The 26,285-nt window shown below is 31.4% G+C and carries 25 protein-coding genes and 4 tRNA genes; 17 read left to right on the plus strand and 12 right to left on the minus strand.

Annotated features, from left to right (window positions below; translation table 11 throughout):
• Position 1: 1 nt before the first annotated feature.
• The 7 genes from CCORG_RS01700 to CCORG_RS01730 form a co-directional block, all read right to left on the minus strand.
• Entirely contained in the window at positions 2-1,228 is a 1,227-nt protein-coding gene (locus tag CCORG_RS01700; RefSeq protein WP_025803151.1) for a type II secretion system protein GspD, read from the minus strand.
• Complete coding sequence (locus CCORG_RS01705; RefSeq protein ID WP_025803150.1) at positions 1,188-2,300, minus strand: zonular occludens toxin domain-containing protein; 1,113 nt, start codon at positions 2,298-2,300, stop codon at positions 1,188-1,190. The genes CCORG_RS01700 and CCORG_RS01705 overlap by 41 nt, the downstream gene beginning before the upstream one ends.
• 1 nt (position 2,301) lies before the next feature.
• Positions 2,302-2,748, minus strand: a complete 447-nt coding sequence (locus CCORG_RS01710) for a hypothetical protein (protein WP_025803149.1) — start codon at positions 2,746-2,748, stop codon at positions 2,302-2,304.
• A gap of 11 nt (positions 2,749-2,759) precedes the next feature.
• The gene (locus tag CCORG_RS01715) at positions 2,760-4,400 is read right to left on the minus strand and encodes a hypothetical protein (protein ID WP_025803148.1); all 1,641 of its coding nucleotides are present in this window, start codon (positions 4,398-4,400) and stop codon (positions 2,760-2,762) included.
• Between the two features lie 447 nt (positions 4,401-4,847).
• Positions 4,848-5,081, minus strand: coding sequence for a hypothetical protein (locus tag CCORG_RS01720; protein ID WP_025803147.1), 234 nt, complete (start codon positions 5,079-5,081; stop codon positions 4,848-4,850).
• A gap of 75 nt (positions 5,082-5,156) precedes the next feature.
• The gene (locus CCORG_RS01725; RefSeq protein ID WP_025803146.1) at positions 5,157-5,348 is read right to left on the minus strand and encodes a hypothetical protein; all 192 of its coding nucleotides are present in this window, start codon (positions 5,346-5,348) and stop codon (positions 5,157-5,159) included.
• Positions 5,345-5,836, minus strand: a complete 492-nt coding sequence (locus CCORG_RS01730; protein WP_025803145.1) for a hypothetical protein — start codon at positions 5,834-5,836, stop codon at positions 5,345-5,347. The genes CCORG_RS01725 and CCORG_RS01730 overlap by 4 nt, the downstream gene beginning before the upstream one ends.
• 343 nt (positions 5,837-6,179) lie before the next feature.
• On the opposite strand from CCORG_RS01730, the gene CCORG_RS01735 reads away from it, so the two are divergent.
• Both CCORG_RS01735 and CCORG_RS01740 read left to right on the plus strand, forming a co-directional pair.
• Entirely contained in the window at positions 6,180-6,395 is a 216-nt protein-coding gene (locus CCORG_RS01735) for a helix-turn-helix domain-containing protein (protein ID WP_081755080.1), read from the plus strand.
• 10 nt (positions 6,396-6,405) lie between these two features.
• Complete coding sequence (locus tag CCORG_RS01740) at positions 6,406-6,948, plus strand: hypothetical protein (RefSeq protein ID WP_025803143.1); 543 nt, start codon at positions 6,406-6,408, stop codon at positions 6,946-6,948.
• A 1,348-nt stretch (positions 6,949-8,296) separates the two neighbouring features.
• On the opposite strand, the gene CCORG_RS01745 is transcribed toward CCORG_RS01740, so the two are convergent.
• A complete protein-coding gene (locus tag CCORG_RS01745; protein WP_025803142.1) occupies positions 8,297-9,622 on the minus strand; it encodes an OprD family outer membrane porin in 1,326 nt (441 codons plus the stop codon).
• A 79-nt stretch (positions 9,623-9,701) separates the two neighbouring features.
• Complete coding sequence (locus CCORG_RS01750) at positions 9,702-10,283, minus strand: transglycosylase SLT domain-containing protein (RefSeq protein ID WP_025803141.1); 582 nt, start codon at positions 10,281-10,283, stop codon at positions 9,702-9,704.
• 127 nt (positions 10,284-10,410) lie between these two features.
• Here CCORG_RS01750 and CCORG_RS01755 point away from each other — a divergent pair.
• The 4 genes from CCORG_RS01755 (at position 10,411) to CCORG_RS01770 (ending at position 11,052) form a co-directional block, all read left to right on the plus strand.
• Positions 10,411-10,486: transfer RNA gene (locus CCORG_RS01755), tRNA-Val, on the plus strand.
• Positions 10,487-10,516: 30 nt separating this feature from the next.
• Positions 10,517-10,593: transfer RNA gene (locus tag CCORG_RS01760), tRNA-Asp, on the plus strand.
• Between the two features lie 13 nt (positions 10,594-10,606).
• A tRNA-Lys gene (locus tag CCORG_RS01765) sits at positions 10,607-10,682 on the plus strand.
• 293 nt (positions 10,683-10,975) lie between these two features.
• Positions 10,976-11,052, plus strand: a tRNA-Glu gene (locus CCORG_RS01770).
• Positions 11,053-11,109: 57 nt separating this feature from the next.
• Here CCORG_RS01770 and CCORG_RS01775 read toward each other — a convergent pair.
• The gene (locus CCORG_RS01775; RefSeq protein ID WP_025803140.1) at positions 11,110-11,868 is read right to left on the minus strand and encodes a thioredoxin domain-containing protein; all 759 of its coding nucleotides are present in this window, start codon (positions 11,866-11,868) and stop codon (positions 11,110-11,112) included.
• Positions 11,869-11,978: 110 nt separating this feature from the next.
• On the opposite strand from CCORG_RS01775, the gene efp reads away from it, so the two are divergent.
• On the plus strand, positions 11,979-12,545 hold the full coding sequence (gene efp, locus CCORG_RS01780) for an elongation factor P (RefSeq protein ID WP_025803139.1): 567 nt from the start codon (positions 11,979-11,981) through the stop codon (positions 12,543-12,545).
• A 62-nt stretch (positions 12,546-12,607) separates the two neighbouring features.
• On the opposite strand, the gene CCORG_RS01785 is transcribed toward efp, so the two are convergent.
• Entirely contained in the window at positions 12,608-12,835 is a 228-nt protein-coding gene (locus CCORG_RS01785) for a SelT/SelW/SelH family (seleno)protein (RefSeq protein ID WP_265092846.1), read from the minus strand.
• 83 nt (positions 12,836-12,918) lie between these two features.
• On the opposite strand from CCORG_RS01785, the gene CCORG_RS01790 reads away from it, so the two are divergent.
• The 4 genes from CCORG_RS01790 to CCORG_RS01805 all read left to right on the plus strand — a co-directional run bounded on the left by CCORG_RS01790 (position 12,919) and on the right by CCORG_RS01805 (position 18,868).
• Positions 12,919-13,461: a DJ-1 family glyoxalase III gene (locus CCORG_RS01790; RefSeq protein ID WP_025803138.1), complete on the plus strand. Its 543-nt coding sequence runs from the start codon at positions 12,919-12,921 to the stop codon at positions 13,459-13,461.
• Entirely contained in the window at positions 13,462-14,379 is a 918-nt protein-coding gene (locus tag CCORG_RS01795) for a DUF3137 domain-containing protein (protein ID WP_025803137.1), read from the plus strand. It begins immediately after the preceding gene.
• 88 nt (positions 14,380-14,467) lie between these two features.
• Positions 14,468-18,073 (plus strand): DNA polymerase III subunit alpha, encoded by a 3,606-nt coding sequence (gene dnaE / locus CCORG_RS01800; protein WP_025803136.1) that lies wholly within the window; start codon positions 14,468-14,470, stop codon positions 18,071-18,073.
• A 15-nt stretch (positions 18,074-18,088) separates the two neighbouring features.
• A complete protein-coding gene (locus tag CCORG_RS01805; RefSeq protein ID WP_025803135.1) occupies positions 18,089-18,868 on the plus strand; it encodes an inositol monophosphatase family protein in 780 nt (259 codons plus the stop codon).
• On the opposite strand, the gene CCORG_RS01810 is transcribed toward CCORG_RS01805, so the two are convergent.
• Positions 18,863-19,438, minus strand: a complete 576-nt coding sequence (locus tag CCORG_RS01810) for a DUF234 domain-containing protein (RefSeq protein WP_232088135.1) — start codon at positions 19,436-19,438, stop codon at positions 18,863-18,865. The genes CCORG_RS01805 and CCORG_RS01810 overlap by 6 nt on opposite strands.
• 351 nt (positions 19,439-19,789) lie before the next feature.
• Between CCORG_RS01810 and CCORG_RS01815 the strand changes: the two genes are divergently transcribed.
• From CCORG_RS01815 to CCORG_RS01840, 6 genes are all read left to right on the plus strand, one after another.
• Positions 19,790-21,109, plus strand: coding sequence for an aminotransferase class V-fold PLP-dependent enzyme (locus CCORG_RS01815; protein ID WP_025803133.1), 1,320 nt, complete (start codon positions 19,790-19,792; stop codon positions 21,107-21,109).
• Positions 21,110-21,277: 168 nt separating this feature from the next.
• A complete protein-coding gene (locus CCORG_RS01820) occupies positions 21,278-22,561 on the plus strand; it encodes a major outer membrane protein (RefSeq protein ID WP_025803132.1) in 1,284 nt (427 codons plus the stop codon).
• A gap of 145 nt (positions 22,562-22,706) precedes the next feature.
• Positions 22,707-23,246 carry a c-type cytochrome gene (locus tag CCORG_RS01825; protein ID WP_025803131.1) on the plus strand — a complete coding sequence of 180 codons (540 nt, stop codon included), beginning with the start codon at positions 22,707-22,709 and terminating at the stop codon, positions 23,244-23,246.
• Positions 23,247-23,455: 209 nt separating this feature from the next.
• Entirely contained in the window at positions 23,456-23,962 is a 507-nt protein-coding gene (petA, locus tag CCORG_RS01830) for a ubiquinol-cytochrome c reductase iron-sulfur subunit (RefSeq protein WP_025803130.1), read from the plus strand.
• Positions 23,963-23,973: 11 nt separating this feature from the next.
• A complete protein-coding gene (locus tag CCORG_RS01835) occupies positions 23,974-25,233 on the plus strand; it encodes a cytochrome b (protein WP_025803129.1) in 1,260 nt (419 codons plus the stop codon).
• A gap of 3 nt (positions 25,234-25,236) precedes the next feature.
• On the plus strand, positions 25,237-26,280 hold the full coding sequence (locus CCORG_RS01840) for a c-type cytochrome (protein WP_025803128.1): 1,044 nt from the start codon (positions 25,237-25,239) through the stop codon (positions 26,278-26,280).
• Positions 26,281-26,285: the final 5 nt, after the last annotated feature.

Raw genomic sequence — 26,285 nt, forward strand, 5'->3', positions numbered from 1 at the left:
TTTATATCGCCTCTATTGTTATAGTTAAAACATTTGCCGTTTCTTTTGTAAACTCAAAGCTAAAAAGATATTTTAAAAGCCAAATATCTTTTAATACAGGAACACCACTTCTGTACTTAAATTTATTCTCTTGATTAATACCACTAAGAACTAAAACATCACCTTTATTAAGTGTATAATTGCTTTTTAGCTCTTTTTTCTTTGTGGTTGGAGTTAGGGAGTTTTGATCTACTAGGCTATCAAATACTAAATTTAAATCAAAATCTATATAATCGTCAAAGATAATAGGCTTAATTGTAAGCTTTAAGCCTACATCTCTATACTCGTAAGAGTTTTGAGAGCTTGTACCTGATTGTGTATATTGTGAATTGGTAACCAAATAAGGAATATTTTCAACAACACTAAAATAAACGCTAGTATTTGATTTAGCTGTTAAAAATGGAGAGCTTTTTATTTTGCTTATGTTATTTGTGTCTAAGAAATTTAACACTCCATAGAATTTATCTTTTTTAGATCTGATGACATTTGTAGATAAATTATAAGGAGCTGATATCAAATTTACAAAAAAACCTAAATCACCTTTATCAACAATACTTAGTAAACTATTAAGTTCAGTACCTAAATTTCTAGCATTATTTAAATCAGTTTCAAGAATGGTAACTTTAAAAGTTACTTGATCTAGCTTTTTATCGTCAAAACTATTTATTGCTTCTAAGACCTGAGAATATAAGTCATCATCTGCTAAAAATGATACAGCGTTATCCTTTGCAATATAAGTACAATTTTTATCTACATTTTCTAAAATTTGACTAACTTCTAAATAAGAGTTATTTTTTAATTTTACATATCTAATTTTTTCTTTTGTGATCTCATTTTCTAAATAAGATCTAAAACCAACAGAATTACCACCATTTATATAATCTTCAAAATCTATATAATCTTTTTCTTCTTTTGCTTGATAAGGACTATATACAAAGTAAAAACCTTTTTTAGAAGTTAAGAGCTTTAAGCCTTTAAGCTCTAGCATTTTTCTAAACACTTCTAAACTTGGAGTGGGTTCATTTTCATTAGTATAAAAATAAAAACTATTTAGTTCAATATCGCCACTAATTAAAATACGTGTATTGTTATGAGTAGCAACAGCGTCAGCAAAATTATAAAGATTAATTTCGTGCTGTTTAGCAAGACTAAAAGTCAACAAAGCTAGAATTAAAACTATTTTTTTCATCGGATACTCCTTGTAAATTTGTTTTTAGAAAATCAAAAACTGGATTTTCAAAAACATAGATATAAATTTGCATATCTTTAAAGCTTGATACTTCTTTTGCATAAACAGGATTAGAATCAATAACTATATTGCTTACAATGTCATAAGGTAAAAATTCCTTTTCACCTTTTAAGTTGCAATACCCTTTTATGCAATAGAATTGATATGTAAATTTATATCTATTTTTATATGGCTGATCTGTAATATTTACAGAGTTTAAAAATTCATTATTTGAAATTTCTGTTTTTTCATCTATTTTTATAGCATTATCTTTAGGAGCATCTTTTAGAATTATGTTACTTATGAAAAATTTAAATGCTATGAATAAAACAATAAAAATTAAAATACCAATAAGGATAAAACGCCTAATAAATGATTTTTGTGAAGTTTTATCGCCGCTATGATATAGGGCAAATACTTCAGGAAGTATAGGTATATGGATACCTTTTCTATTGACTAAATCTTTATCAAAAAGCTTATAGGATGAAAATTGCTGATACCTAAATTTATTTTTAAAAAGCCTTAGTTGAGCTGGAATTGCTTTATAAAAATACTCTGCTATTGATTTATATCCAGTTGCTATTAAACTAAAATCTTGTGTTATTAAAATTATGTCTTGATAAAGATGTCTATGGTATGTTAACCACCATTTAAGGACTTCATCTTCCTTATCGTTTAAGAAATTGTGTGCTTCATCAAGGACGATTAAAACCTGATATAAATCTAATTCTTTGGCTTTTTCTATAAGTAGGGCGTCATCTTTTCCGTCAGTACTTTTATAAACTTCATAAAGCTGATTTAATTTAAAATTAAAATCTGTATTATCAAAGGGTATAAAGTTGTCTTTTAACTCAAATTTAAACTGATTTATGTTCGTGTATAAAAACTCATATTTGCTTTTTTTGGCTTCTTGTTTTTTAAAATTTAAAAAACCTTTTTTCTTTGGAGATTCTAAAAATTCTTTATAAATTTGATAAACTGCAAAGTAGCTTTTACCACTTCCTGGAATGCCTGTTATATATGAAATAGCCATTTTAAATAGTTGTAATCACTAAAGATAATATTGATTTTCTAAAAGACAATAAAGCTTTTGTACCAACAAAATAAGCAAAAGATATAAAAACACTAGAAACAACAAGCTTAAAGATATTTAATGAATCATTTAAAGCTTGAAAAAATAAAGAAGCTCCTAACATATCCCTTACCATATTTGCAATTTCTGAATTTGTATTTTTAAAAGTTAAATAATCCAAAAACTGATCTATAAAACCGTAAACATCAAGTAAAATTTTTATAATTGCACCATAATATAAAACAAGAAATACAAACAAAATACCATTTATAAAAATGATAGCCATAAAAGAAGGAAGCTTTAAAAGAAACCAAACAATTTTATCTTTAAAAAACTTTATAATAAAAGCAACCGCTGTACCAATTCCTGATATGATTGCAGGTAATGCACCAACTAAAGGTAAAGCCATTTTATATCTCCTTAAAACAATTTAAATAATGCAAAAATAGTAAATCTTAAAAATGTATAAAAAAATATGATAAAAAAAACTATATAAGTTACACTGTTAATTTTACATATAAATTCACACGGATCTATCTCAACACTGATAGTTTTAAAACCTAAATTTAAGGGCTTAGAATAAAGGCAAGAGCAAGTTTTATAGCTGTTTATACTTCCACCAAGTGGCTTTTTAAGTTTATCTACTGCATTATCAATACTTCTTTTAATATCAACAACTTGTTCTTTTACTTCTTTAATTGTTTTTTCTAAACCCTCTTTTATAGTGTCGTAAGCTTCTTTGATTTTTTTTAAAAGTCCTTTAGATTCTTCTATATCTGATTTTAAATCACCCTTATCAAAATCTTTATAATCATCACTATCTAATAAATCATCTAACCTATCTTTTATCTTTTCTATATTCTCACTCTCTTTTTCTAAAAGCTCATTAGTTTTATTAATAGAATTAACAATGTCACTATCATCAAAGTTATTAGAAGAACCACCACCATTACCACCAGAATGATTTGTACCTGAATCACCATCATCAGGACTATCGCTATCACCTTTATTATTTCCATCACCTGGAACAGGTGGATTATTAGGATCAGATGGCTTATCTGGATTATCTGGGTTTGGTTTAGGCTTTGGTTTAGGATTTATATCGATTGTGCCATCATCAGGTTTAGGCTCAGCTGGATTATCATTGATATCTTCATCAGGTTTTTTAGATGGATCAGATGGCTCATCTGGATTATCTGGTTTATCAGGCTTATCATTATCTTTAGGTGGTTCTTCTGTTTTATTATCATCAGATGGTGGAATTGTAGGCTTACAATTAGGTGCAGGAATTGAATTTATACTGTTATATGTTTCAGGAATATCATCAGTACACATTATAGGTTTAAAATATGCCCAAACCTTACCATTTTCATCAGCTTTATATGCTATAGGTGTGCTTTGTTTATAGACATTATCAATGCTACAACTAAAGGAGTTTTGACAGTTATTTATAGCTTGTTCTAAGTGCGGCGAACAAGGATTATCATTTCCAAATTTACACACACAATCAGCTAAATCTTGAAATGTATAATTACCGCTTTGTATCTTATCAACATTACATTTAGGTTCACATTTATTTGTTTTTGGATTGAATACTTCACCATTTTTAGGACAAGTGACTTTTTTAAATATTTGATATTTATAACTAGAAATATTTAATGTTAATCTTTGCTTATCGTATTGAGAATTTTCATAATGAACACCACAACGATATTTATATGAAGAATAAGGACCTGGCGCAAATATACAAGTAATAGGAGTGGAGCAGGATTTTGAATATAGATAAATAGTATCGCCATTATCTAAAATTTTATAACCTTCATTAGGACCATCTTCATTATAAATATCGGTAGAACTTTGTGATGCTAACTTTTTATAGACATTACCATTTAATGAGTAATAATCATCTCCAATAGATGTTAATGCGATACTACCAGCTGAAAAATCTATTTTTATATCATTATTAGTTGCAATATTTTTTTTACGAACTTCACAAATATTAGCATAAGTTAAAGTTGTAAGAGATAATAAGATTATTAAGAATTTGAGTAGGGTTTTCATTAAAATAAATTCCTTAGGATACTAAAAAACATTTTTACCACTTCCTAATAAAAAGTATTAAAACTAAAAATAAAGGAAGTATCCCAACATTGAAATAAAAAAATAAAGAGAAAAAATAATCAAAGCTTTTAACACCAGTTAAATTTAAAACTGAAAAATCCATTTTTTATCTCCTTATTATTTTATTTGACTTATAAAAAGCATAAGTGTAAAAGTAAGAATGAAACCGCAAAGAATTCCGCTTATAGACATCATTTCGTTATATTTTGAAGCGGTTAAGCCTATTGTTTGTAAAATCTGTATAGAGTTCATTTTTAAACTACCTTTGGAATAGATCTATAACGCTATTTATTATTTTTATGCCAAACAAAGCAACAATAATAATGCCTATGTAGCTATTTGTGAATAATATAAGCTTTGCTAGATCTATTCCCATAATGGTGCCTATTATCTACTAAATAAGAAAATAACTCTTTTTACTGCCCAAAATGCACCTAGAGCCGTAAGGATAATACCTACAGCAGCCATATACGGAGCTATGTCAATTTTTCCAGTCATTACACCAGTTGAAGGATCTACTGTTATATCAGCAAGTGCACTAGTTGCACCTACTAAACCAGCAGTAGCAATTAAACCGACTTTAGCTTTACCTGATTTGAAAAAATCTGTTAATTTTTTCATATCATACTCCTTTGTTGAATTTGAGTTTAAAATAAACTCTATCAAGCCCACTTTTTATAGTAGGCTTTGTAGAATTTATATATTTCTTAGATCTATTATGTATCTGACTTCTCCATTTGTTCTATTTGTGTAAACTATGGCAAAGCTGTTTATTTTCCTTACTTTTGTTGTATAACCATCCATAGCGTTTAATAAAACACTTAAATTATCAGTATCAATTAATAAAGGTTTTCTAACTGATCCGCTTTTATAAATTACTTCTTTCATTTCGTAGCCTTTGGTTTTTCAAAATCACTTATAAAAGCATTTAAATCAAAGCTTTCATCAATATTTACCTGTGAACTATTTTTAACAAGATTTCTTATATTGTTTTTAAAGTCAAATACTGGCATTTCTTCACCAACTGGGAGAGTGATGAATTTTTTACCTACAAAGTTGTCATTAAAGAATTTTTTTAATTTATCAACATTGATTTTTAGAGTGGTTAGATATTCCATTGAAAATTTTACATATAAGGTTTTTAAAGTTGCATTATCTTGATTTATTTCGCCATCTTCATTTATGCTTTGATATGAAGTTTTATAACTTGCTACAAGCTGAAACCAGAAGCTTTTTTTACCTTCTTCATCTATTGAATAACTTGAATTTGCTTGAATTGGTAGAAATGATATGTATGAAAATCTTTTATATTGATTTTCAAAACTAAAAGCTAGATTGTTGTTTTTTTCAATATAACTTAAAACTATATTTGACATTAGGACACTCCTTAAATTTTATTTTTGGATATTTTTAGATTTTGATTAGAGTAGGGCGGAGTATCCTAACCACCCCACTAAATAGTTTTTTGACTTATTTAGGTCAATACCTGTTAAGGTATGCATATCTTAACGCCGACTTATACCCTAAACATCTTTATTTTGTTGCGGTGCGGTAGTTAAGCGATAAATTTGCTTAAATTTGTTAAAATTGAGTTGATAAATAAACAAAATTTAAGCGGTTAATTAGTAAATGTGTAATTATTATACATTTACTAAAAAGAATAATAACAATTAATAGCTTAAAAAATGTTTAATATTTAAACGAAAAAGAATAAATTTAATGAAAAGTGTAAAAATGACTAGACAAGAATTAGCAGAATTATTAAACATTAGCAGAGGCACACTTAATAACTGGGAAAAGGAAAAACCAGAACTTATTAGGCTAATTAATCAAGGACTTGCATTAGATGAACAAATAGAAGAAACTAAAAAGTATCTTGAAAAGTTAGAAAACATTAAACAAAGAGCATTAACTTCTAAAAAAATAAATTTGTAAAGGTATCCAAATGAAAAAAGTATCCATAATTTTATTATTAGCTATTGTATTAAACGCACAAGATTACTCTCTAGATGTTGGTAAAGCTCTATCTGATGGAATGAAGCAAGGAATTAAAGGGCTAGGTAAAGCAATAATGGACAAAACAGAAAGAAATAAAGATACAGATCAAATAAAAGATAATTTTCAAGAAAAATATAATAAATTTGATAATTTAAAAATCGAAGGAGAATGGACTTTAAAAATGGATAAAGTTGTAACAAGCTTTTTAAATTCAGCGGGGAATAAATGGGATATAAAATTAAAAGATGATAATTCTGTTTATTTAGGAAATAGATTAGATAATAGAAAATGGAGTTTTAAAAATGATATTTTAGAGTTTAAAACAGAAGGATTTCAGCCTTTTAACTTTAAAGAAAAAATTAAATTTATAAAGTATGTGGGGAATTTTTGCTATAAAGTTTTATATAATGATAATAAAGCTTCTATGTGTAAAACAAAAGGCAAAATATTAAAAGATGGAAGCAAGGCTATAAAAATAGAAATACATTAGATTTTTTTAACCAACATTAGTATATAAAGACACAAGAGCGGTGCTTTAGTTCGTGCGTTCGCAAGCTCACGCACTCACAACACGCACCGCACCGCAGCCTTGAAATTTAAGTATAAATTTTAGAAATTTTTAAAATATTAGTTTAAATTTTGATTTGATTTTTAAGCTTAATTTTATTTTTGGGTGGGGTTTGGTTCTTTCTTTGGGCGTTCCCCTTCGCTTCGCTTGGGTCGGGCTTTTCGCTCATATCTTTTTGCAAGCAAAAAGGATAACCGCTACAATCCCTAACGCGGGGGTAATTGTAGTTTTAAATTTGCCCTATGATGTGACTTTGAAAATTTTAAAAGTCTAAAACATTTTTAAAAGTAAACTTTTAAAAATGCTTCAGAAACTACCTTTTAAAATTTTCAGTTTTTTTTCGCTTGTTTTGCTTAAATTTTATCCAACGGCTCGCATTTGTCAAGGGTCAAGATGAACGGCGACTTTTTATATTTTAGATTTTGTAAAGTCGCCGCCCTTGACAAATGCTCCCCTTATGGAAAAATCCGCAGCTGCAACAAACAAAAAAGAACACTCGCCACACATAGGGCTTTTAAGGATAGTTAAAGAGTTCAAATCCCTCTCTGTCCGCCACGAGATACCATTTTATGGGTATTTGAAGGCATTTTTTAACAAGACTTTTCCGCCCCCTGCCTAGGCGTTTAATATAAATCCATTTTTCTATTAAAATCTTTTAAGTTAGAATTAAGATAATTTACATAAACATCATAAATCATTTTAGTGGTTGAATGCCCTAAAAGCTTAGCAAGCTCAATAAAGGTAGTTAAATTTTGATAAAGCATATTAGTTGCGTAAGTATGAGGCATATTATAAAGCCTACGATATTTTAAATTCTTGCAGCGTGAGTGGCTATTTAAATTTTAAAGTTTTTTGGTATATTTTAAAGGGTATTTAGGTAATTTAAAAGCTAAAAATAATAAAATGAAAAACTCAATGTAAATATGAAAGCATTTTAGCAAAAAGGCAAATCAATACACTCTTATGTGAAATAGGTTTTATAAAAAGCTGTAATATAAAATTTATATAGAATTTTGGGGATTAGAAGAAAATCAAAAATATGCTAAGAGAAAGGCTGAAAAAATTGAAATTTACAAAAGAGAGAATTTTAAATTAATAGAAATTGACAACAACACAATAAATAACATAGATGACATCTTACCAAAAGAGCTTTTAAAATTTGGGGTTAGATTTTAAATTTTGTTTGATTAATAGAACTTCTTTAGTCAATAACCACACTCCTGTTTATAGCAATCACTATTTAAAATACTTTTAAATTCTCATCTACCTTTTAAATCGAAAATTTATATCCAAATTTAAGCCAAAGCTCATCTGTATCTATATCTGTTTTTGACCCACTTATCATATTTGTTCTTTCTTCTTCAAGACTTACATATATTAAGCTCGCACTAAGTCCTTTTAAGAATGGCAAGTTGTAATTAAGAGCTAAAGAGTATCCATCAAATTCTCTTTTTAAATTTGGTGCTAATGTTCCAGCTCTTTTATTTACTGGGTCGTGATTTGTAAATGAGTACTGGGCTATAGCTTTTAAGCCCTTGGCTCCTAGATTTGAGAAATTATATGCTAAGCCAAATTTATACGAATCCATTCCAGCAAGAGCTGTATACATAAATGGCCCTCTAATTGGCAAAGATGTATAGCTATTAGAGCCTAGCCCAGCACCCATTATAACGCTATCATTGCTGCTCACTGTTGTAGCTGCGGCATAGATATCAAAGCCATTTAAATCATAAACTCCAGCCATTGCTCCAAGCATCCAACCGTCATAATTTAGATCTTTTATTGCTCCACTTGTCTTGCTTCCTCTAAAATTTAGGTCAAATTTGAGTTTTGCATCTTTTAAAGGAATAGCGTAGCTAGCCTCTGTGTAGTACATATTTATGTCGCCATGTTTGGTAGGTACTCTAGGAATTTCAAGCTCTACGCCGTTTAAAAACGCATATTGAACCGATAGAGTTAGATTTTGTATACTTTTATTTTCTAAACCTGCCCAGATAAGCCCACTAAATTTATGTGAAAAATCAGTGGCTCCGCCTATTGTGATTCTTCTTTTAAATTTTGGCTCGCTTCCCATCTCTTCGTTCATTGTTGCACTCGTTCTACCGCTAAATCTATCAGCATATCCAGCATAAAGTGTGGTTGTATTAAAGTATTTGCTATTTATAGTTACGCCGCTAAATGATTCTTTAAAAATTCTTGATCCATTTACACCAACAAGCGGTGTGTTTATGTACTGATTTCCTATTTTTATATCAGTTTTTGAAAAGTTATACCCAAGGTACAGTTCTGAAGGAACAAATCCTTTTGTGTTTTGTTCTCTGTGATACATCGCTTTTGAATCTTCATTTCCAATCGGCGCAAAGGCTATCTGACCAGTCGTTCCAAGATAAAAGCCGTAAAATTTATCTGTTTTATAGCCAAGTTCAATGGCAAAATTTGTAATGTTTTCGTTTTTATAAGGGCTTGAATCATCGCTCTTATCCCAGTACCAAGCTTTTATTTCGCCACTAAATTTGCCATTTGTAAATGCATCAGCTAAGTTATCTGCAGCATTTGCACTAAGCATTAAAGCTAAAATAAGACTAAATTTTCTCATAATATATCCTTTTGGGAATTCAGTCTTTAATTATGCTATTAATATTATTAAATTTAACTTAATATTGTAGAATTTATAACTATCCACCAAATTCTTTTTGATAATGCTCGTAAAAACGCCTATAATATGGATTTGATCCACGATTTCTCATGCCATAGTTGTAACACTCTATTGTGTTTTGAAGGTTTTTATTTTTTGCATTAAAGCACTTTCTTAGCACTCCAACGCATTTTGTTAGATTATAAGTTGGATTAAAAATTCTATCTATTTCGTGATTTTCAAAATTTACGCTGTTTAGCTGCCCAAGCCCAGCATCCACGCTAAAACCGCTTTTTATAAGCTGTCTTAGAACAGCTATAGCATAACGCTCATCTTTTGGCGACATTGAGACAACCCAGCGATTTTTGTTTAGACTATAAGGGCTAATTTTTATATGTATATTTTTATTTTCTAATTTTTTGTAGTATTTTGCATTTTCTTCATTTGTTAAAAAAGACATAGAATAAGGGTTGAAATTACTCTCAATCTTAACTATAGTGTATAAAATTCTAGGAGATACGCCATTATTTGTGGCTACATCTCTTATGGCGTTTAATATATCTTTGTGACTATACCCAAAAATACAGACCACACTCATAAGCAAAATAGCCAAAATTCTCATAAAATTCCTCAAAATTTTTGGGTGATTATAGCTTAAATTCAACTTTTTTGTGAATTTAGTTCAAGCTTAGTAAATTTAAGCTAATTTTAATCTTTGTAATTGTATAATTTCATTTCGTTTTTGAAAAGGTCGCTTAGCTCAGTTGGTAGAGCGCCACCCTTACAAGGTGGATGTCATAAGTTCGAGTCTTATAGCGACCACCACTTACTTCTTTATGTAAGATTTATTTAGGTGCAGCGGTAGTTCAGATGGTTAGAATGCCGCCCTGTCACGGCGGAGGTCGCGGGTTCGAGCCCCGTCCGCTGCGCCATTTTTAATAAGGTGTCTTGCTAGCTCAGTCGGTAGAGCATCTCCCTTTTAAGGAGGGGGCCGTTGGTTCGAATCCAACGCAGGACACCATTAAAAGAATCTTTAAACTCACACATATTTACCTAAAATCCATAAATAATGAACCTTAAAACAATTTTTTATATTTTTAGCTAAATAAATATATTTGACCCTTTTATGAAAAAAGCATACACAGTTTTAGATTTAGCTTTTAAAATTTAATAAATCCATTTTTTTAAGCTATTTACAGCATTTACTTTAAAATATAAAATTATAAAAGCTACTACAAGTACTAAAACATAGAGCTAAATTTCAAAAATTTAAGTTTTATATGGGTTAAAAATGGTATAATACTCAGATTTAAAGACCCTTTCGTCTAGTTGGCCCAGGACGCTACATTCTCTGTGTAGAAACGGCGGTTCAAATCCTCCAAGGGTCGCCAATATTTACTACTTGTAGTAAGTAAGATTTACTCAAAAGGCACTAAATTTAGCACCTTTTAAAATTTCTCTTCAACCGTAAAAGTAAATGGAACCCCTTTTATAACACCTTTTGAAAAGAGCTTTTTAGCATCATCAAGCACTAAATCACGCTCTTCCTCGGTTACTGCGTTATCATCAACAGTTGCATTTTTATCGTAGTATTTTGAGATAAGTTTTATCATTGCTTTTTGATCACTTGAGTTAATATCTTTTGACTCATTAAGCATTAAAGCAGATTTCGTATATGCACTTTTGCCATGAACTGGGGCAAATATTATCTTAACATTTGCATTTCTTAGCCATTTTACCATTTTATCCATCTCATCTCTACAGTATGGGCATTCTGGATCAGTTACCATATAAGTCGTAAATTTATTATCTGGATTAAATGACTGGATGCTTATAAATCTACTTTTTGGTATTGTTTTAATGATTTCATGGACGACTTTTTCCTGTTCGGCTTTTGTGTTGGCTTTTGCTATTTTCATTCTTTCATCTATTAATTTTTTATCATCAGCATTGTTTAAAACATAAAAATCAGACAGAGCCATAAAGCCTTTTCCATTGCTAGTTGCAAGTGCTGAGATGACATTACCATCTATTTTTGCTATGACGAAATTTAAATTTTCTACACCTTGCAATCTATCAAGAGTTATAATTTCAACTTTTTCAACATTTTCAAAGTTATCCTTTATGGATTGCTCAAAATTTGTGCTGAAATTTTCAGAACCAAAAAGCATCAAAGCCAAACCAAATGATAGTAGAACTTTTTTCATTTCACATCCTTTCAAGTTTTTATAATTATAACAGTTTTTAAGCTTAAAGACTACTAAATTTGAGCTAAATTTCGCTATAATGTTAATTTATTAAATTTCAAGGAGAATTTATGGCTTACTCAATGGGTGATTTAAAAAAAGGCTTAAAAATAGAAATAGAAGGAATTCCATATAAAATAGTTGAATACCAACATGTAAAACCAGGCAAAGGTCCAGCTTTTGTTAGGGTTAAAATCAAATCTTTTATGGATGGTAAAGTTTTAGAAAAAACTTTTCACGCAGGCGATAAGTGTGATGAGCCACGCTTAGAAGAGCGTCAAATGCAGTATCTTTACGATGATGGTGAGTATTGTCAGTTTATGGATACTGAAAATTATGAGCAAGTTGCGATATCTGATGAGGATGTTGGGGATACTAAAAAATGGATGCTTGATGGCATGATGGTTGATGTGCTATTTCACAACGGTACACCAATAGGTCTTGAAGTTCCACAAGTTGTTGAACTAAAAATCGTCGAAACAGCTCCAAATTTCCGTGGTGATACACAAGGAAGTAACAAAAAGCCAGCTACACTTGAAACTGGAGCTGTTGTTCAAATACCTTTTCATGTGCTTGAAGGAGAAGTTATAAGAGTTGATACAGTTCGCGGTGAATACATAGAAAGAGCAAATAAATAGTTTAAATTACATAACTAAAAATCTAAATAAGCTAGGTTAAATTTGACCTAGCTTTGCTACTTTTAGTTTTTGATTAGCTTTAAAATTTCACCATCTTCTGGAAATCTTGGTCTAGGTAGATCGTTTTTTGAAAAAATCACTTTGCCATCAACTTCAACTATAAAATCCCCGCCACTTCCTTTCTCAAGCTCAAACTCAGCATTTTTAAAGTTATTTTCTATCTCTTCTTTCACACGGAAAGCTTTTGGTCTGTAGCTTCAAGCAGTGCAGTAAGTAATTTTTACTTGCATCTTAAGTCCTTTTTTTGAGATCATGAAATGATATCAAAATGTTATAAATTTTGCTATAATAAACGAAAAATAAAGGAGATATTATGAAAAAAGTTGCTGTAATGTTTGCTGATGGATTTGAAGAGATAGAAGCGGTTAGTGTGGTTGATATTTTAAGGCGAGCTGGTGTGGAAGTAAAAATGGTAGGTCTAAACAAAAAAAGTGTAAAAGGTGCTCACGGAATTGAGATGACAGCTCAGATGGTTTTAGATGATTTAGAGGTAAATGATTTTGATATGATAGTCTTACCTGGTGGGCTTCCAGGGGCTGAGTATTTAGCAAAAAGTGATAAGCTTTTAGAGGTTTTAAAAGAATTTGATAAAAATTCTAAATTTATAGCTGCTATATGCGCTGCTCCTTGGGCATTAGGCGAGGCTAAAGTGCTAAAAGATAGCTACACTTGCTATCCGGGCTTTAAATCAAAAGTTAATCACGAAGGCTATACAAATTCTACTAATGTAGTAGTTGATAAAAATATCATCACTTCAAGAGGACCTGCAACCGCGATGGAATTTGCTCTAAATTTAGTAAAAGTTCTATATGGCGAGTCAAAATTTAAAGAGATAAAAGAGGGGCTTTTGTTTTAAATGAGCTATTTAAACCTTCTAAATTTAGAAAAAAAGCGTAAATTTATACTGAAATTTTTAATTATTTACACTGCAGTTTTTACTATTTTTTTCATGTTTATTATAGGTTTTATATGGGATAAATTCTCAAATAGCTATCTTTATGAGTATAATGAGCTTAAGATTTTAATTGTGCTTATTATCGCTATATCTTTAAGGGGCTTTTATAAATTCTCAGTTGCATACTTTGATGAGCATTTTAGGGAGTTTAAAAGCGAGTATAAAGACGCTGTTTTAGAGCCCCTTTTTAAGAGATTAAATTTCAAATACTCTAAATTTGGGCATGTTCACGCACTTGACATTATGCATAGTGGGCTTTTGGATGGTTTTGACACTCAAGATGGCAATGACTTTGTAAGAGGAAGTGTTGGGGATGTGAGATTTAGCTTTAGCGATATAACTCTTAGTCGTATAAAATATAGCCTTTTTAAGGATATAATGCTTGGATATCTATTTTCAAGAACAAAAAAACCTAAATTTATGGGACTTTTTTATACAGCTGATTTTAATAAAAGCATAAAAACTCCTATAAAAATAACTTCAAAACCAAAGCTTTTTAGGACTAAAATTTTAATGGATAACTATGATTTTAACGAGCTTTTCAATGTGTATTGTAGCGATATGGTATTTGCAAACTACATCTTAACGCCTGTTTTTATGGAAAGGCTCTTAACGCTTGAGAAATTTGCAAAAGGTGGCATTAAGATTAGTTTTGATAGAAATAAAATTTTTATAGTTTTAAACAAAGGAAAAGATAGCTTTGAGCCAAATCTTTTGAAAAGTGTAAAAAATAGAGATAATTTTGTAGCCATAAGGCATGAAATTTTTGCAGTTTTATCTATCATAAAAAATCTTAACTTAAATGAAAAAATTTGGTAATACATACATATCTAAAATCAAATCACTTTAAAGATATTTACAAATTTCACATATAATACAGTAAAAATATAAGATAAAAGAGTCAATAATGAGCGAATTTACACACTTACATTTACATACTGAGTACTCTCTTTTAGACGGTGCAAATAAGATAAAAGAGCTTGCAAGTATCCTAAAAGAACGCGGCACAAAATCAGTTGCCATAACAGATCATGGAAATATGTTTGGAGCGATTGATTTTTATAAAACCATGACAAAAAATGGCATAAAGCCACTTATAGGAATGGAAGCTTATATCCATAATAACGATGATCTTAGCGATAAAAGTAGCAAAGCAAGATATCACTTAATACTTATTGCCAAAAACGAAACAGGCTATAAAAATCTTATGTATTTAAGTTCTATGGCGTATTTAGAGGGTTTTTATTATAACCCAAGAATAAATAAAAAACTTCTTAGAGAACACAGTGAAGGGCTTATTTGCTCATCAGCTTGCCTTCAAGGAGAGGTTAATTTCCATTTAAATTTAAGCAAAAGAAATATAGAAAGAGGCGCAAAAGGCTATAAAAGGGCAAAAGAAGTCGCTCTTGAGTATAAAGATATTTTTGGTGATGATTTCTATCTTGAGATAATGCGTCATGGAATTGCTGATCAGTTTAGTATAGATAAGCAAATTTTACAAATTTCAAAAGAAACAGGCATTAAAGTTATAGCAAGCAACGATGCTCACTATCCATACAAAGATAGAGCTGAGGCTCATGAGGTTTTTATGTGTATTGCTATGGCTAAAAACCTTGATGATCCTAATCGCTTAAAGCACTCAATGAAAGAGCTTTATGTAAAAACAGATGAAGAGATGAGACGAATTTTTGCCGATGTTCCTGAAGTTATAGAAAATACAGCTGAAATTGTAGATAAATGTAATTTAGAGTTAAAACTAGGCGATCCAACTCCACCAAATTTTAAATTTGCTAGAGAGTATGCAAAAAAATACTCTGTAAATTTACCTTGTCCTGATGATGAGTACAGTACTGAAAATGATGACTTTTTATGTAAATTTCTATCTGAATATGGCCTTGAAAAAAGACTTGAATTTATAGATGCATCAAAGCACGATGATTATAAAAAAAGACTTAATAAAGAAGTAGAAATCATAAAAAATATGGGCTTTTCAGGATACATGCTAATAGTTCATGACTTTATTGCGTGGGCAAAAGAACAAGGCATTCCAGTTGGTCCTGGAAGAGGTTCAGCAGCAGGAAGTTTAGTAGCGTACGCACTTAAAATCACTGATATTGACCCGCTTCCATACAACCTTCTTTTTGAGCGTTTTTTAAACCCAGATAGAAAGAGTATGCCTGATATCGATGTGGATTTTTGTCAGTATAGAAGAGGTGAAGTGATAGACTATGTTATTGAAAAATACGGTCATTACAATGTCGCACAAGTTGCAACTTTTGGTAAGCTTTTGGCAAAAGGCGTTATAAGAGATGTAGCAAGAGTTTGTGGTATGCCATATGCTCAAGCTGACAAAATGGCAAAACTCATACCTGATAAACTAGGCATTACTCTTGAAGCGAGGGGCATAGAAGGAGAAGATAACTATAAGCCAGGTGCCTTTGAGCTTGAACCAAAGATAGGTGAGCTTATTGAAGAAGATGCTTCTGCTAAGAGGGTTTGGGACTTTTCGCTTGATTTAGAAGGTCTTAATAGAAATGCAGGAATGCACGCAGCTGGAGTTGTGATAAGCAATGAAGAGCTTTGGAACAAAACTCCACTTTTTAGACAGACAAATAATAGTGATGGACATATCATCACGCAGTATACTAAGGACTATTTAGAAGATGTAGATCTTATAAAATTTGACTTTTTAGGACTTAAAACCTTAACAGTTGTTGATAGTGCTGTAAAGCTTGTCAAACGCAGATATAACAAAGATATCATATGGGAAAATATCAATGTAAACGAACCAGAAGTCTATAAAACTATAAGTAGTGGTCAAACTCTAGGGATTTTTCAGATAGAAAGTGGCGGTATGCAAAAACTAGCTACTGAGTTAAAGCCTGATAATTTTGAAGATATTATCGCTATGATAGCACTTTACCGTCCAGGACCAATGGATCTTATTCCTGATTTTTGTGCTAGAAAACATGGCGAGGCTAAGATAGAGTACATTATGCCTGAGATTAAGGATATCTTAGAGCCAACATATGGAGTCATTGTCTATCAAGAACAAGTTATGCAAATAGTCCAAAAAATAGGCGGCTTTAGCCTTGGTGAAGCTGATTTAGTAAGAAGGGCTATGGGTAAGAAAAAAGCCGATGAACTCAATAGAATGAAAGCTCAGTATCTAGAGGGTGCAAAAAATTTAGGCTATGATACTAAAAAAGCTGATGAGCTTTTTGAGCTAATTATGAAATTTGCAAACTATGGATTTAATAAATCTCACGCTGCAGCTTATACAATGATAACTTTTCAAACTGCATATCTTAAGACATTTTATCCAGCTGAATTTATGGCTGCTCTTCTTACAAGTGAAGAGAATAATATGGATAAAGTTTCAAAGTATATTGATGAGATAAAACGCCTTAATATAGAGATTTTAGCACCATCAATCAACTCATCTTTTAGAGAATTTAGCGTTGTGGAAAATGATGGAAAAGATGCGATTATTTATGGTATGGGAGCTATTAAAGGCGTTGGACTTGGAGCGATAGAAAACATCATAAAAGAGCGTGAAAATGGAGAATTTAAGAGCTTAAATGACTTTGTTTCAAGGATTGATAGTTTTAAGGTAAACAGACGAGTTGTAGAGTCACTTATCAAATCAGGTGCATTGGATTGCCTAAATTTAACCCGCCTTGCACTTTTTCAAAATATAGACAACATAACAGATGCTTGTAAGGATATGGCAAGGATGAAAAGTTCTTTAGAAAATTCACTATTTAGTGATTTTGAAGAAGATGTTGGAGTTGAGGTTAAATTTATTAAAAATGATAAAGAGTATAAAAACAAAGAGCTTTTAAAGCTAGAAAAAGAGTGTCTTGGAATTTACATATCAGGTCATCCGCTTGATGAGTATAGATCTCAGATACAAAGTGTTAAACACACGCTAAGTGGAGAGTTTGAAGACCTTGAAAAAGATATCACTGAGACTACTTTGGTTGGTAAGATTGAAGAGCTTGAGATTAAAATAACAAGGCGTGGATCTAAGATGGGAATTCTTACTATTTTAGATATGCATGGAACTTTTGAAATGGTGGTTTTTGATAAAAATTTAGCCGCTATTGAGAATTTAAGTAGCGAAGATAGAGAAAAACCATACGCTTTTAGAGCTAGAATAGAAAAAGATGATAATCAGTTTAAGATAAGTATGCTTGAACTTTTTAGCCTAGAAGATGCAAAAAATGCAAATTTTACCGATAAGGGTTATAATAGTAGAAAAAATAGCTTTGCAAAAAATCAACCCAAAAAGCGAATCGCCCAAGAGTTTGAATTTCTTATAAATTTAGAAGAGTTAACAAGTGCTAAGATAAATGAAATTTATGATAGAGCTTTTAGGGAAAACAACTCCACAAACACAAAACGCCTTATACTAAAGGTAGAAGCTTTTGGCAAGGTTTTTGTATATGCTACAAATTTCTATGTGAGTGATAATTTTGGCGATACTATACAAGAAATTTTAGCAGCTTAAATTTAAGGCTAAAGTATGAATGAGTTTTTAAATAGTGTTAGAAAAGATTTAGGAAAATTATTAGATGAAGTTTGTAATTTTCAGTTAAATTCTAAAAATTTCAAGGTTGAAACTAAAAGTAGTATGGTTGATTATGTAACAGATATTGATAAAAAAAGCGATGAGATGATAATAGATTTTATTAAAACTAATTATCCAACTCATCAAATTTTAACAGAAGAACACGGCATAATCGGTGAAAAAAGCCAGTGGTGCTGGGTAGTTGATCCAATAGATGGAACTACAAATTTCATACACTCTTATCCATTACACTGTATAAGCGTAGGACTTAAATTTGAAAATGAAACTGTTTTAGGTATGGTAGCACTTCCTGTTTTAAACACCAAATTTCACGCTATAAAGGGTGGTGGAGCTTTTAAGGATAGTGATAAAATTTATGTCTCAAAGCAAAATATTTTAGAAAAATCACTCATCTCAACTGGTTTTCCATACAGTAGAGCCACTCACAATCCAAATTTGGTATATTTTAACAAGATAATAAATAAAATCGCAGGCATTAGAAGAAGCGGTAGTGCTGCGATTGATCTATGTTTTACAGCTGCTGGTTATACGGATGCTTATTTTGAGTTTGGTATAAATGAGTGGGATTACTGTGCTGGAAAACTCATACTTGAAGAAGCTGGTGGCAAATCTTACAAAAAAGAATTTAACACTAAATTTGGTAAAGATGAGATGTTTATTTTTACAAACTCATGCATTGATGATGAGTTAAAAAAAACTCTTTTTAACTCATAAAAGCCTAGCAAAATCATCTAAATCAAAAAGCTTTAAATCATCTCTTTTTAAATTTAAAAGCTCATTACTATATCCACTTTTTGAAAAAAGAAAGGTAAATTTTGGCTTTATGCCGATTTTTGCCGCTTTTAAATCTAGTAAATTTAGAGCATTTTTACACACTTTTCTATCTCTAAATTTAACCTCACCTATAATTCCACCAAGGCTATGGCTAAACATATCAACTTCAAATTCTTTTGTCCAGTAGCTGTAAAGCTCTAAATTTGGGCTATTTAGATAAATTTTAGCTAGTTTTATGCTTAAATTTTCAAAAGGAAGTGATGCGTAGTTTTCAAAGTCAGCTTTTATGATGCTTAAAACTTCATCAAATTTACCCTCTTTTAAAAGTGCTAAATTTGGCTCTACAAACCTAAACCAAAACCGCATAAAGTTACTTTTAAACTGGACTTTATCGTGGATTAAATACCTTCTTAACTCTTTGGGAAGTTTGTGGTTTTTAAACTGTGGAGTTGGCTTTTCTTCGCGACTTTTTTCTAGTCTTAGATATCTTTGGCTTAAAAGATAATCCATAGTTTTTCTAGACTCAGCCCTACTTAAAACCTTACTTGGAGCAAATTTTTTTCTATCACTTCTTGCTAATTTTATAAGTGCTAGACGAGCGTTTTTATCAAGATAGATATGGCTTGAAATTTCTTTAAATTTTCTAAGAATTTTTACTTCTATAGCGTCAAAAATAGTCTCATAGTATGGAAGAATTTCAAAACTATCAAATACAAAATAATACTCTAGTTTTTTTAAAACTATCGCTAAACTCCTAATTTTTTGGGCATTATATCATAAAAAAGATAAGTTAGCTTTAAGAATAAAATCTCAAATATAAACTTTTTTAGGTATAATCCAACAAAAACTTAGGAAAAATATATGACTTTTGAAGAGGCAAAAAACCAAATTATCTTAAAAGAAGGCGTTAAGTATTTTGATTTTACCGCATCAGGACTCGCTTTTAAGCCAATTGAAGATGAAATTTTAAGAATTTTACAAACCTACTCAAACACTCACTCAGAAGCTAGTGAACTAGCTAGGATTACAAGTGATTATTACGATAGAGCAAAAGCTGGACTAAAAAGCCTGCTAGAAGTAGATGCAAGTAAATTCTACCTTTTACCTTGTGGATACGGTGCAACTTCAGCTATAAAGAAATTTCAAGAGTTAATGGGAATTTATATACCGCCAAAAACTAGAGAAATTTTAAACATTGATAAAAAAACTCTTAAAAATTTACCACTTGTTATAGTATCGCCATTTGAACACCACTCAAATGAGATAAGCTATAGAGCCGGACTTTGTGAAGTTTTAAGGCTTCCTATGGATGAAAACGGGCTTTTTAATTACGATGCTTTAGCTAAAACTCTAAATGAGAATAAAAACCGTAAAATCATAATCTCCATAAGCGTTGCTTCAAATATCACAGGTGTTATGGTTGATTATAAAAGAGTCTATCTTATGGCAAAAGCATATAAAGCTATACTTGCTCTTGATGCAACAGCAGCAATTCCATATATGAATATCGACTCAGGCTTTTATGACGCGCTATTTGCTAGTTCTCACAAGCTTTTAGGTGGCGTTGGTGGAAGTGGAATTTTAGTTATTAAAAAATCTCTTTGTGATATGGACGAGCCTACATTTTCAGGTGGTGGTTCAGTTGAGTATGTAAGTAGAAGTGAGGTTGTATACCGGCTGGATAAGGAGCGTTTAGAAGAGAGTGGCACACCTGGAATTACTCAGTTAATTAGAGCATATCTAGCATTTAAGCTAAGAAATGATATCGGTCTTAAAGCTATAGAAGAAAAAGAGACCAAACTAAAAGAGTACTTTTTAGAAAAGATTTTAAATCTTGATGATATTAAGCTTTTTGCAAAATCCGTCCCACTTGATAAAAAGCTTGGAATATTCTCTTTTAATGTTAAAGGCTTTAATCCATACGACTTTAGTGCTTATATAAGTCAAAAGTATATGATAGAAACTAGAGCAGGGTGCTCTTGTGCTGGACCATATGCTCATGATTTAATGGGTAAAGATGACGGGCTTGATTATATAAATGGTATGAAACCAGCCTTTATAAGAGTAAGCCTACACTATACTCATGACAAAGATGATATAGACTATTTAATGAGTGCCATGAAAGCAACTATTAAAAAAAGAGCTCAGTTTAAGCATTCTCACTCAGCATGGCGTTGCTAACACTGGTAAAATTTAACTATAGTGATAAAAAAGTGATAAATTTCTTAGTTTTAGCAAACAAACGGTAACAATTTGTATACGATAGGGTAAATTTAAGACTTTTTTAAGCTAAACTTTTGAATTTTTATGTTACCATTATGCCAACACTAATTTTTAAAGGAGTTCTAAATGAAACTAGTTAAACTAAGTTTAGTTGCGGCTATGGCTGCTGGCGTTTTCGCTACTACTGCTTCTGCAGCACCACTTGATGAAATGATCAAAGATATCGATGTAAGCGGTTACGCAAGATTAAGATATACAAACGATTCTGTAAAAAAGAATAGAGATTCAGGTGATGATGGAAAAAGTACATGGAATTTTAAAGGTGAGTTAAACCTAAAAAGTAAAATTGATGATAACTTCTTTGCTGTAGTTGGTATTAGATATGATAATAGTGATGATGGTCAACACTTGAGTACTTCTTCTTACAAAGATGATGATAACTTCAAACTACATAGAGCATATTTTGGATATAACTATGGTGGTACAACTATCCAAGTTGGTAGACAAGATGTTGGTGCATTCTTTACAGCTGATATGTATGGTGACGGTATTAAGATCTTAAATTCTGATATCGAAGGCTTAACTCTTGCGGCTTTATGGATGGACTCTCTAGAAGAAGATGGTGATATTGGTTCTATAGGAGCTGATGGAGGTGTTTTAGTAGCAGATAGATTAGCTGCAAATCCAAGTTGGGTTGCACCAAATCTAGCAGAGCCATCTCTACTTGAAATAGATGCAGTTGCAGCTTTAACTGGTAAAAGAGTAACTGACCATAACCTATATGGTGTAGCAGCTATCGGTTCATATGACCCAGTAAGCTTCCAAATTTGGTATGCTGTTTTAGAAGATGTTACAGATCTATTTGCTGTAGAACTAGCTACTAACTTTGATGTTACAGCTGACTTCAATCTTGGCTTAAAAGGTCAATACGGATTTTCTGATTTTGATGGTGATCTCAAAAAAGGTAACCTAATTTCTGATGGACAAATTTGGGCAGTTGAAGCATCTACAAATGTTCAAGGTCTTGATATATCAGCTGGTTATGTTGATTTCTCAGCTGATGATGATAAGACAGTTTCACTTGTAGCATTTGAAGATAATGGTCAATACATTAAACCAGGTGAAGAGCTATTTGATTATACACTATTTAGAGGTGAGAATAGCTACTGGTTTGTAACAGCAGGATTTACTTTCCCAGATACAGGATTTAGAATCGGTGCTGATTACCTAGATGGTGAGACAACATGGTATGGAAAAGACTATGATGCACAAGAAATCGTAGCTAGACTTGAGTACGCTCACAGCAAAAAGCTAAAATTTAAAGCTTGGTACTCATGGATGGAAGAAGATGCAGTAGCTGATGGTTATGAAAAAGATAGAGTTAGATTTGAGGCTAAATACTCATTCTAATTTTTTTAACTAAAACTTTAAGGCTGGCATTTGCCAGCCTTTTTTTATGCCTAAATTTCAGTTAAAAATCAAATCAAATCTCTCAAATTTAACTTAATATGATATAATCAAACTGTTCACGAAATAGAAATATAAAAGGTTATATATGAAAAAAATTTTACTATCACTTACACTTCTTTCAGCAGTTATTGCTAATGATACTTATGTTGTTGAAGCTAAAGGTGAGTTTGAAAAAGAGTTAGCTGAGAAATACTCTAAAGAAGGTGGGACAGAAGTAAATATCAATAAAAGTGATAGTGCTAAATCCCAAACAAATAACCATAAAGAAACTAAAACTTTAAACTTTGCAAAAGAGCAAGGTGAAAAGCTATATACTAAAAACTGTCTTGAGTGCCATGGTGAAATGGGTACCAAAAGAAGCTACGCAACTGCTAAAAAACTCTCTAAAATGTCTCCTGAAGATATCTATGTTTCATTTAGGGCATATGTAAGCGATCCTAGCTACGGCAGTTCGGTAGGACAAATCACTATGACACCTGTTGCAAGCCGTATTACTGATATAGAACTTGGTTATATTATAGCTTATCTTAAAAATGATACGACTTATGCTTGGGGTTCATCAAAACCAAAACAAAATACAAATATTTCTAGAAACCCAACTTCTCAGGGAACTTATCTTAAATAAGCCTTTGGGCTTATTTAATTATAATTTTACTTTTTATAACAAAATAAAATTAGTAAAAGTATACTCATTTATACTGATTTATTATTTTTTATATCCTGTTACATTTTTGTTAATAATTTTTAAAAGTTTAACTTTAAGTCAAAAAATTATATTAATTTAATAAATAATATGTTAAAATGTGAGCCATTATTACCGTAGAAAGGATGAAAATGTCTAGTGAAAAAACAAATAGACGAGATTTTATAGGTCTTAGTTTTGGTGCAGTCGCTGCAGTTGGCGGTCTGTTTGGACTAGGGGCTATGAAAAAAACTTGGGATCCACTTCCTAGCGTTGTTGCAGCTGGTTTTACAACCGTTGACCTAAGTAAGGTCGTAGAAGGTGAGCTCTATCAGGTTGAGTGGCGAAAGAAGCCTATATTTATACTTAAAAAATCAAGTGAGATGAAAGCAGACGATAAACGAGATGTTGTAGTTGATGGTGTAAGATATACAGTTTGCATAGGTCTTTGTACTCATCTTGGCTGTATTCCAAGCTATAAGGCAAATGCACATCAGTTTGTCTGTGCTTGTCATGGAGGTATATTTGATATAAGTGGAAATGCTACATTTGGTCCACCACCACGAGCTCTTGATATACCACCATTTAAGATTGATGGCACTACACTTGTTCTTGGTGAAACTGGTCCTGAGTATGAAAAACTCATGGCTAATGCATAAGGAGGCAGATGATGGCACATATTAAAAAAGCTACAAGCTTAGGCGATTGGTTTGAGCAAAGATTAGCTGTAAAAAAGGTTTGGAATGTTTTAGCAGGTGAGTATTGGATACCTAAAAATATAAGCTTTTTATGGGCTATGGGTGTTATACTTTTAACTCTTTTTATTCTGCTTTTGGTTAGTGGACTGATGCTAATGTGTTACTATAAGCCAGATGCACTTTTAGCATTTGATAGTGTTAATAAAACTATAATGCAAGAAGTTGAGTATGGTTGGCTTTGGCGAAATATCCACGCAGTCGCTGCATCTGTAACATTTCTTATAATATATATACACACTTTAACAGGAATTTATTACCGCTCATATAAAAACGGTAGAGAGATGATATGGTTAAGTGGAATACTGCTTATGGTTTTATACTCTGCTGAGGCATTTAGTGGATATATGCTACCTTGGGGGCAAATGAGTTATTGGGCAGCTCAAGTTATTACTCAATTATTTGGTGGAATTCCATTTATTGGAGATGCTGTTGTTGAGTGGATTAGGGGGGATTATGCAGTAAGTGACCCAACTCTTACAAGATTTTTTATGCTTCATGTATGTCTTTTACCACTTCTAATTATAGTTGCTATTGTTTTACACTTTTATACATTAAGAGTACCGCATGTTAACAACCTAACAGGCGAAGAGATAGATTTTGATTTAGAGGGTGAAAAGTATCTACAAGGTGATACTAAGGGTAGTAAAGTTATACCATTTTGGCCAGGATTTTTGGCTAAGGATTTCTACTATGTAGCTATTTTTATGGTATTTTTCTTCTATTTAGTTGGTTTTAATTATAACTTTGCTATGGATCCTATTAACTTCGATCCAGCAAATAGCCTAAAAACTCCAGCACATATCTATCCTGAGTGGTACTTTTTGTGGGAGTATGAAATTTTAAGGGGCTTTTTCTTTGATGTTGGACCTTTAAAAGCTGCTGATATTGGTTTAATTGGCTTTGCGTTTTCACTTGTTTCACTAGCATTTATACCATGGCTTGATAGAAATAATGTCGTAGCTCCAGCTCATGAAAGCAAGGGCTTTTTTATATGGTTTTGGGTATTAGTTGTCAATATGATACTTTTAAGTATATTTGGAAAGCTACCTGTGGATGGAACTGTTCTAGGTATATCTAATACTTACATAGGCTTTGTTTTAACGATGATATATATGCTTGAAATTTTAGTTGTCTTGCCTGCTGTAACGATAGCTGAAAGAAAAAGGAGGTAAGAGATGAAAGAGTTAAAAACACTATTAATAGTTATATTTTTTACACTATTTTTATACTGGGGAATCGAGCCTTTTGCTCACTCTAAATTAAATCCACCTGTTGAGCCAGCTAATTATGACTTTGCAGCTGAAGATATAGCTTTAGCTAAAACAAATTTAGAAAAAGCAAACGCAAATTTAGAAAAAGCTAAAAAAGTTGGTTTAGATGACATGGTTAAAAACGCTCAAAACGAAGTAGAGATTGCTAAAACAAGTCTAGATAGATATAGTAGTTTTTGGAGTGATATAAACGCTATTGATTTAAAAGCAGGAGATGCTACAAATGGCGAACTAGCTTTTCAAGCTTCTTGTATGGGCTGTCATAGTTTAAAAGCAGGTGGTTATGAGCCTTTAGTAAGCGAGGCTGAAGGAAGTGAAATGTATGGTGTAAATCCACCAGATCTTAGTTCGGCTGGAAAAATTTATGATGATAAATTTTTAGCTGCACTTATAAAAAACCCAGTTATGGCTTTAAAAGTTGATCATAAATTTGACTTTGAGTATGCAGGTGAAGCAATACATCCTATGACGCCATTTTATGGTGCAGGCACCAAAGATGATCTAAATGCTGAAATAGCTGATATAGTAGCATATCTTAAAGCAGTTGCTCCTAAAGAAGAGCTTAGTACAAAAGCTGTATTTATGGATGCTTGTAGTAGATGCCATGATGTTAAGTATGATGAAGTTTATGTCGGTGGAAATAGAGAAAAACTTAATGAATATATGGGCATGACACCACCAGATTTATCTATGTATATCCGCTCAAGAAGCAATGAGTATCTGCATAACTTTATAAACGATACTCAAAAAATGCTAGTAGGTACTTCTATGCCACGAGTTGGTCTTACAAAAGAGGCTGAAGATAAGGTTATAGCTTATATGGAAAGTGTTGGCGATAGCAAAAAAGATGAAAGAGAAAAAATTTCTATCTATGTAATGATTTACTTTGTTATTTTGGCTGTTTTTGCAGGGCTTTGGAAAAGAAAAATCTGGAGTAAACTTCACTAAAATTT

It is taken from the genome of Campylobacter corcagiensis (assembly GCF_013201645.1).
GTDB classification, from domain to species: domain Bacteria; phylum Campylobacterota; class Campylobacteria; order Campylobacterales; family Campylobacteraceae; genus Campylobacter_B; species Campylobacter_B corcagiensis.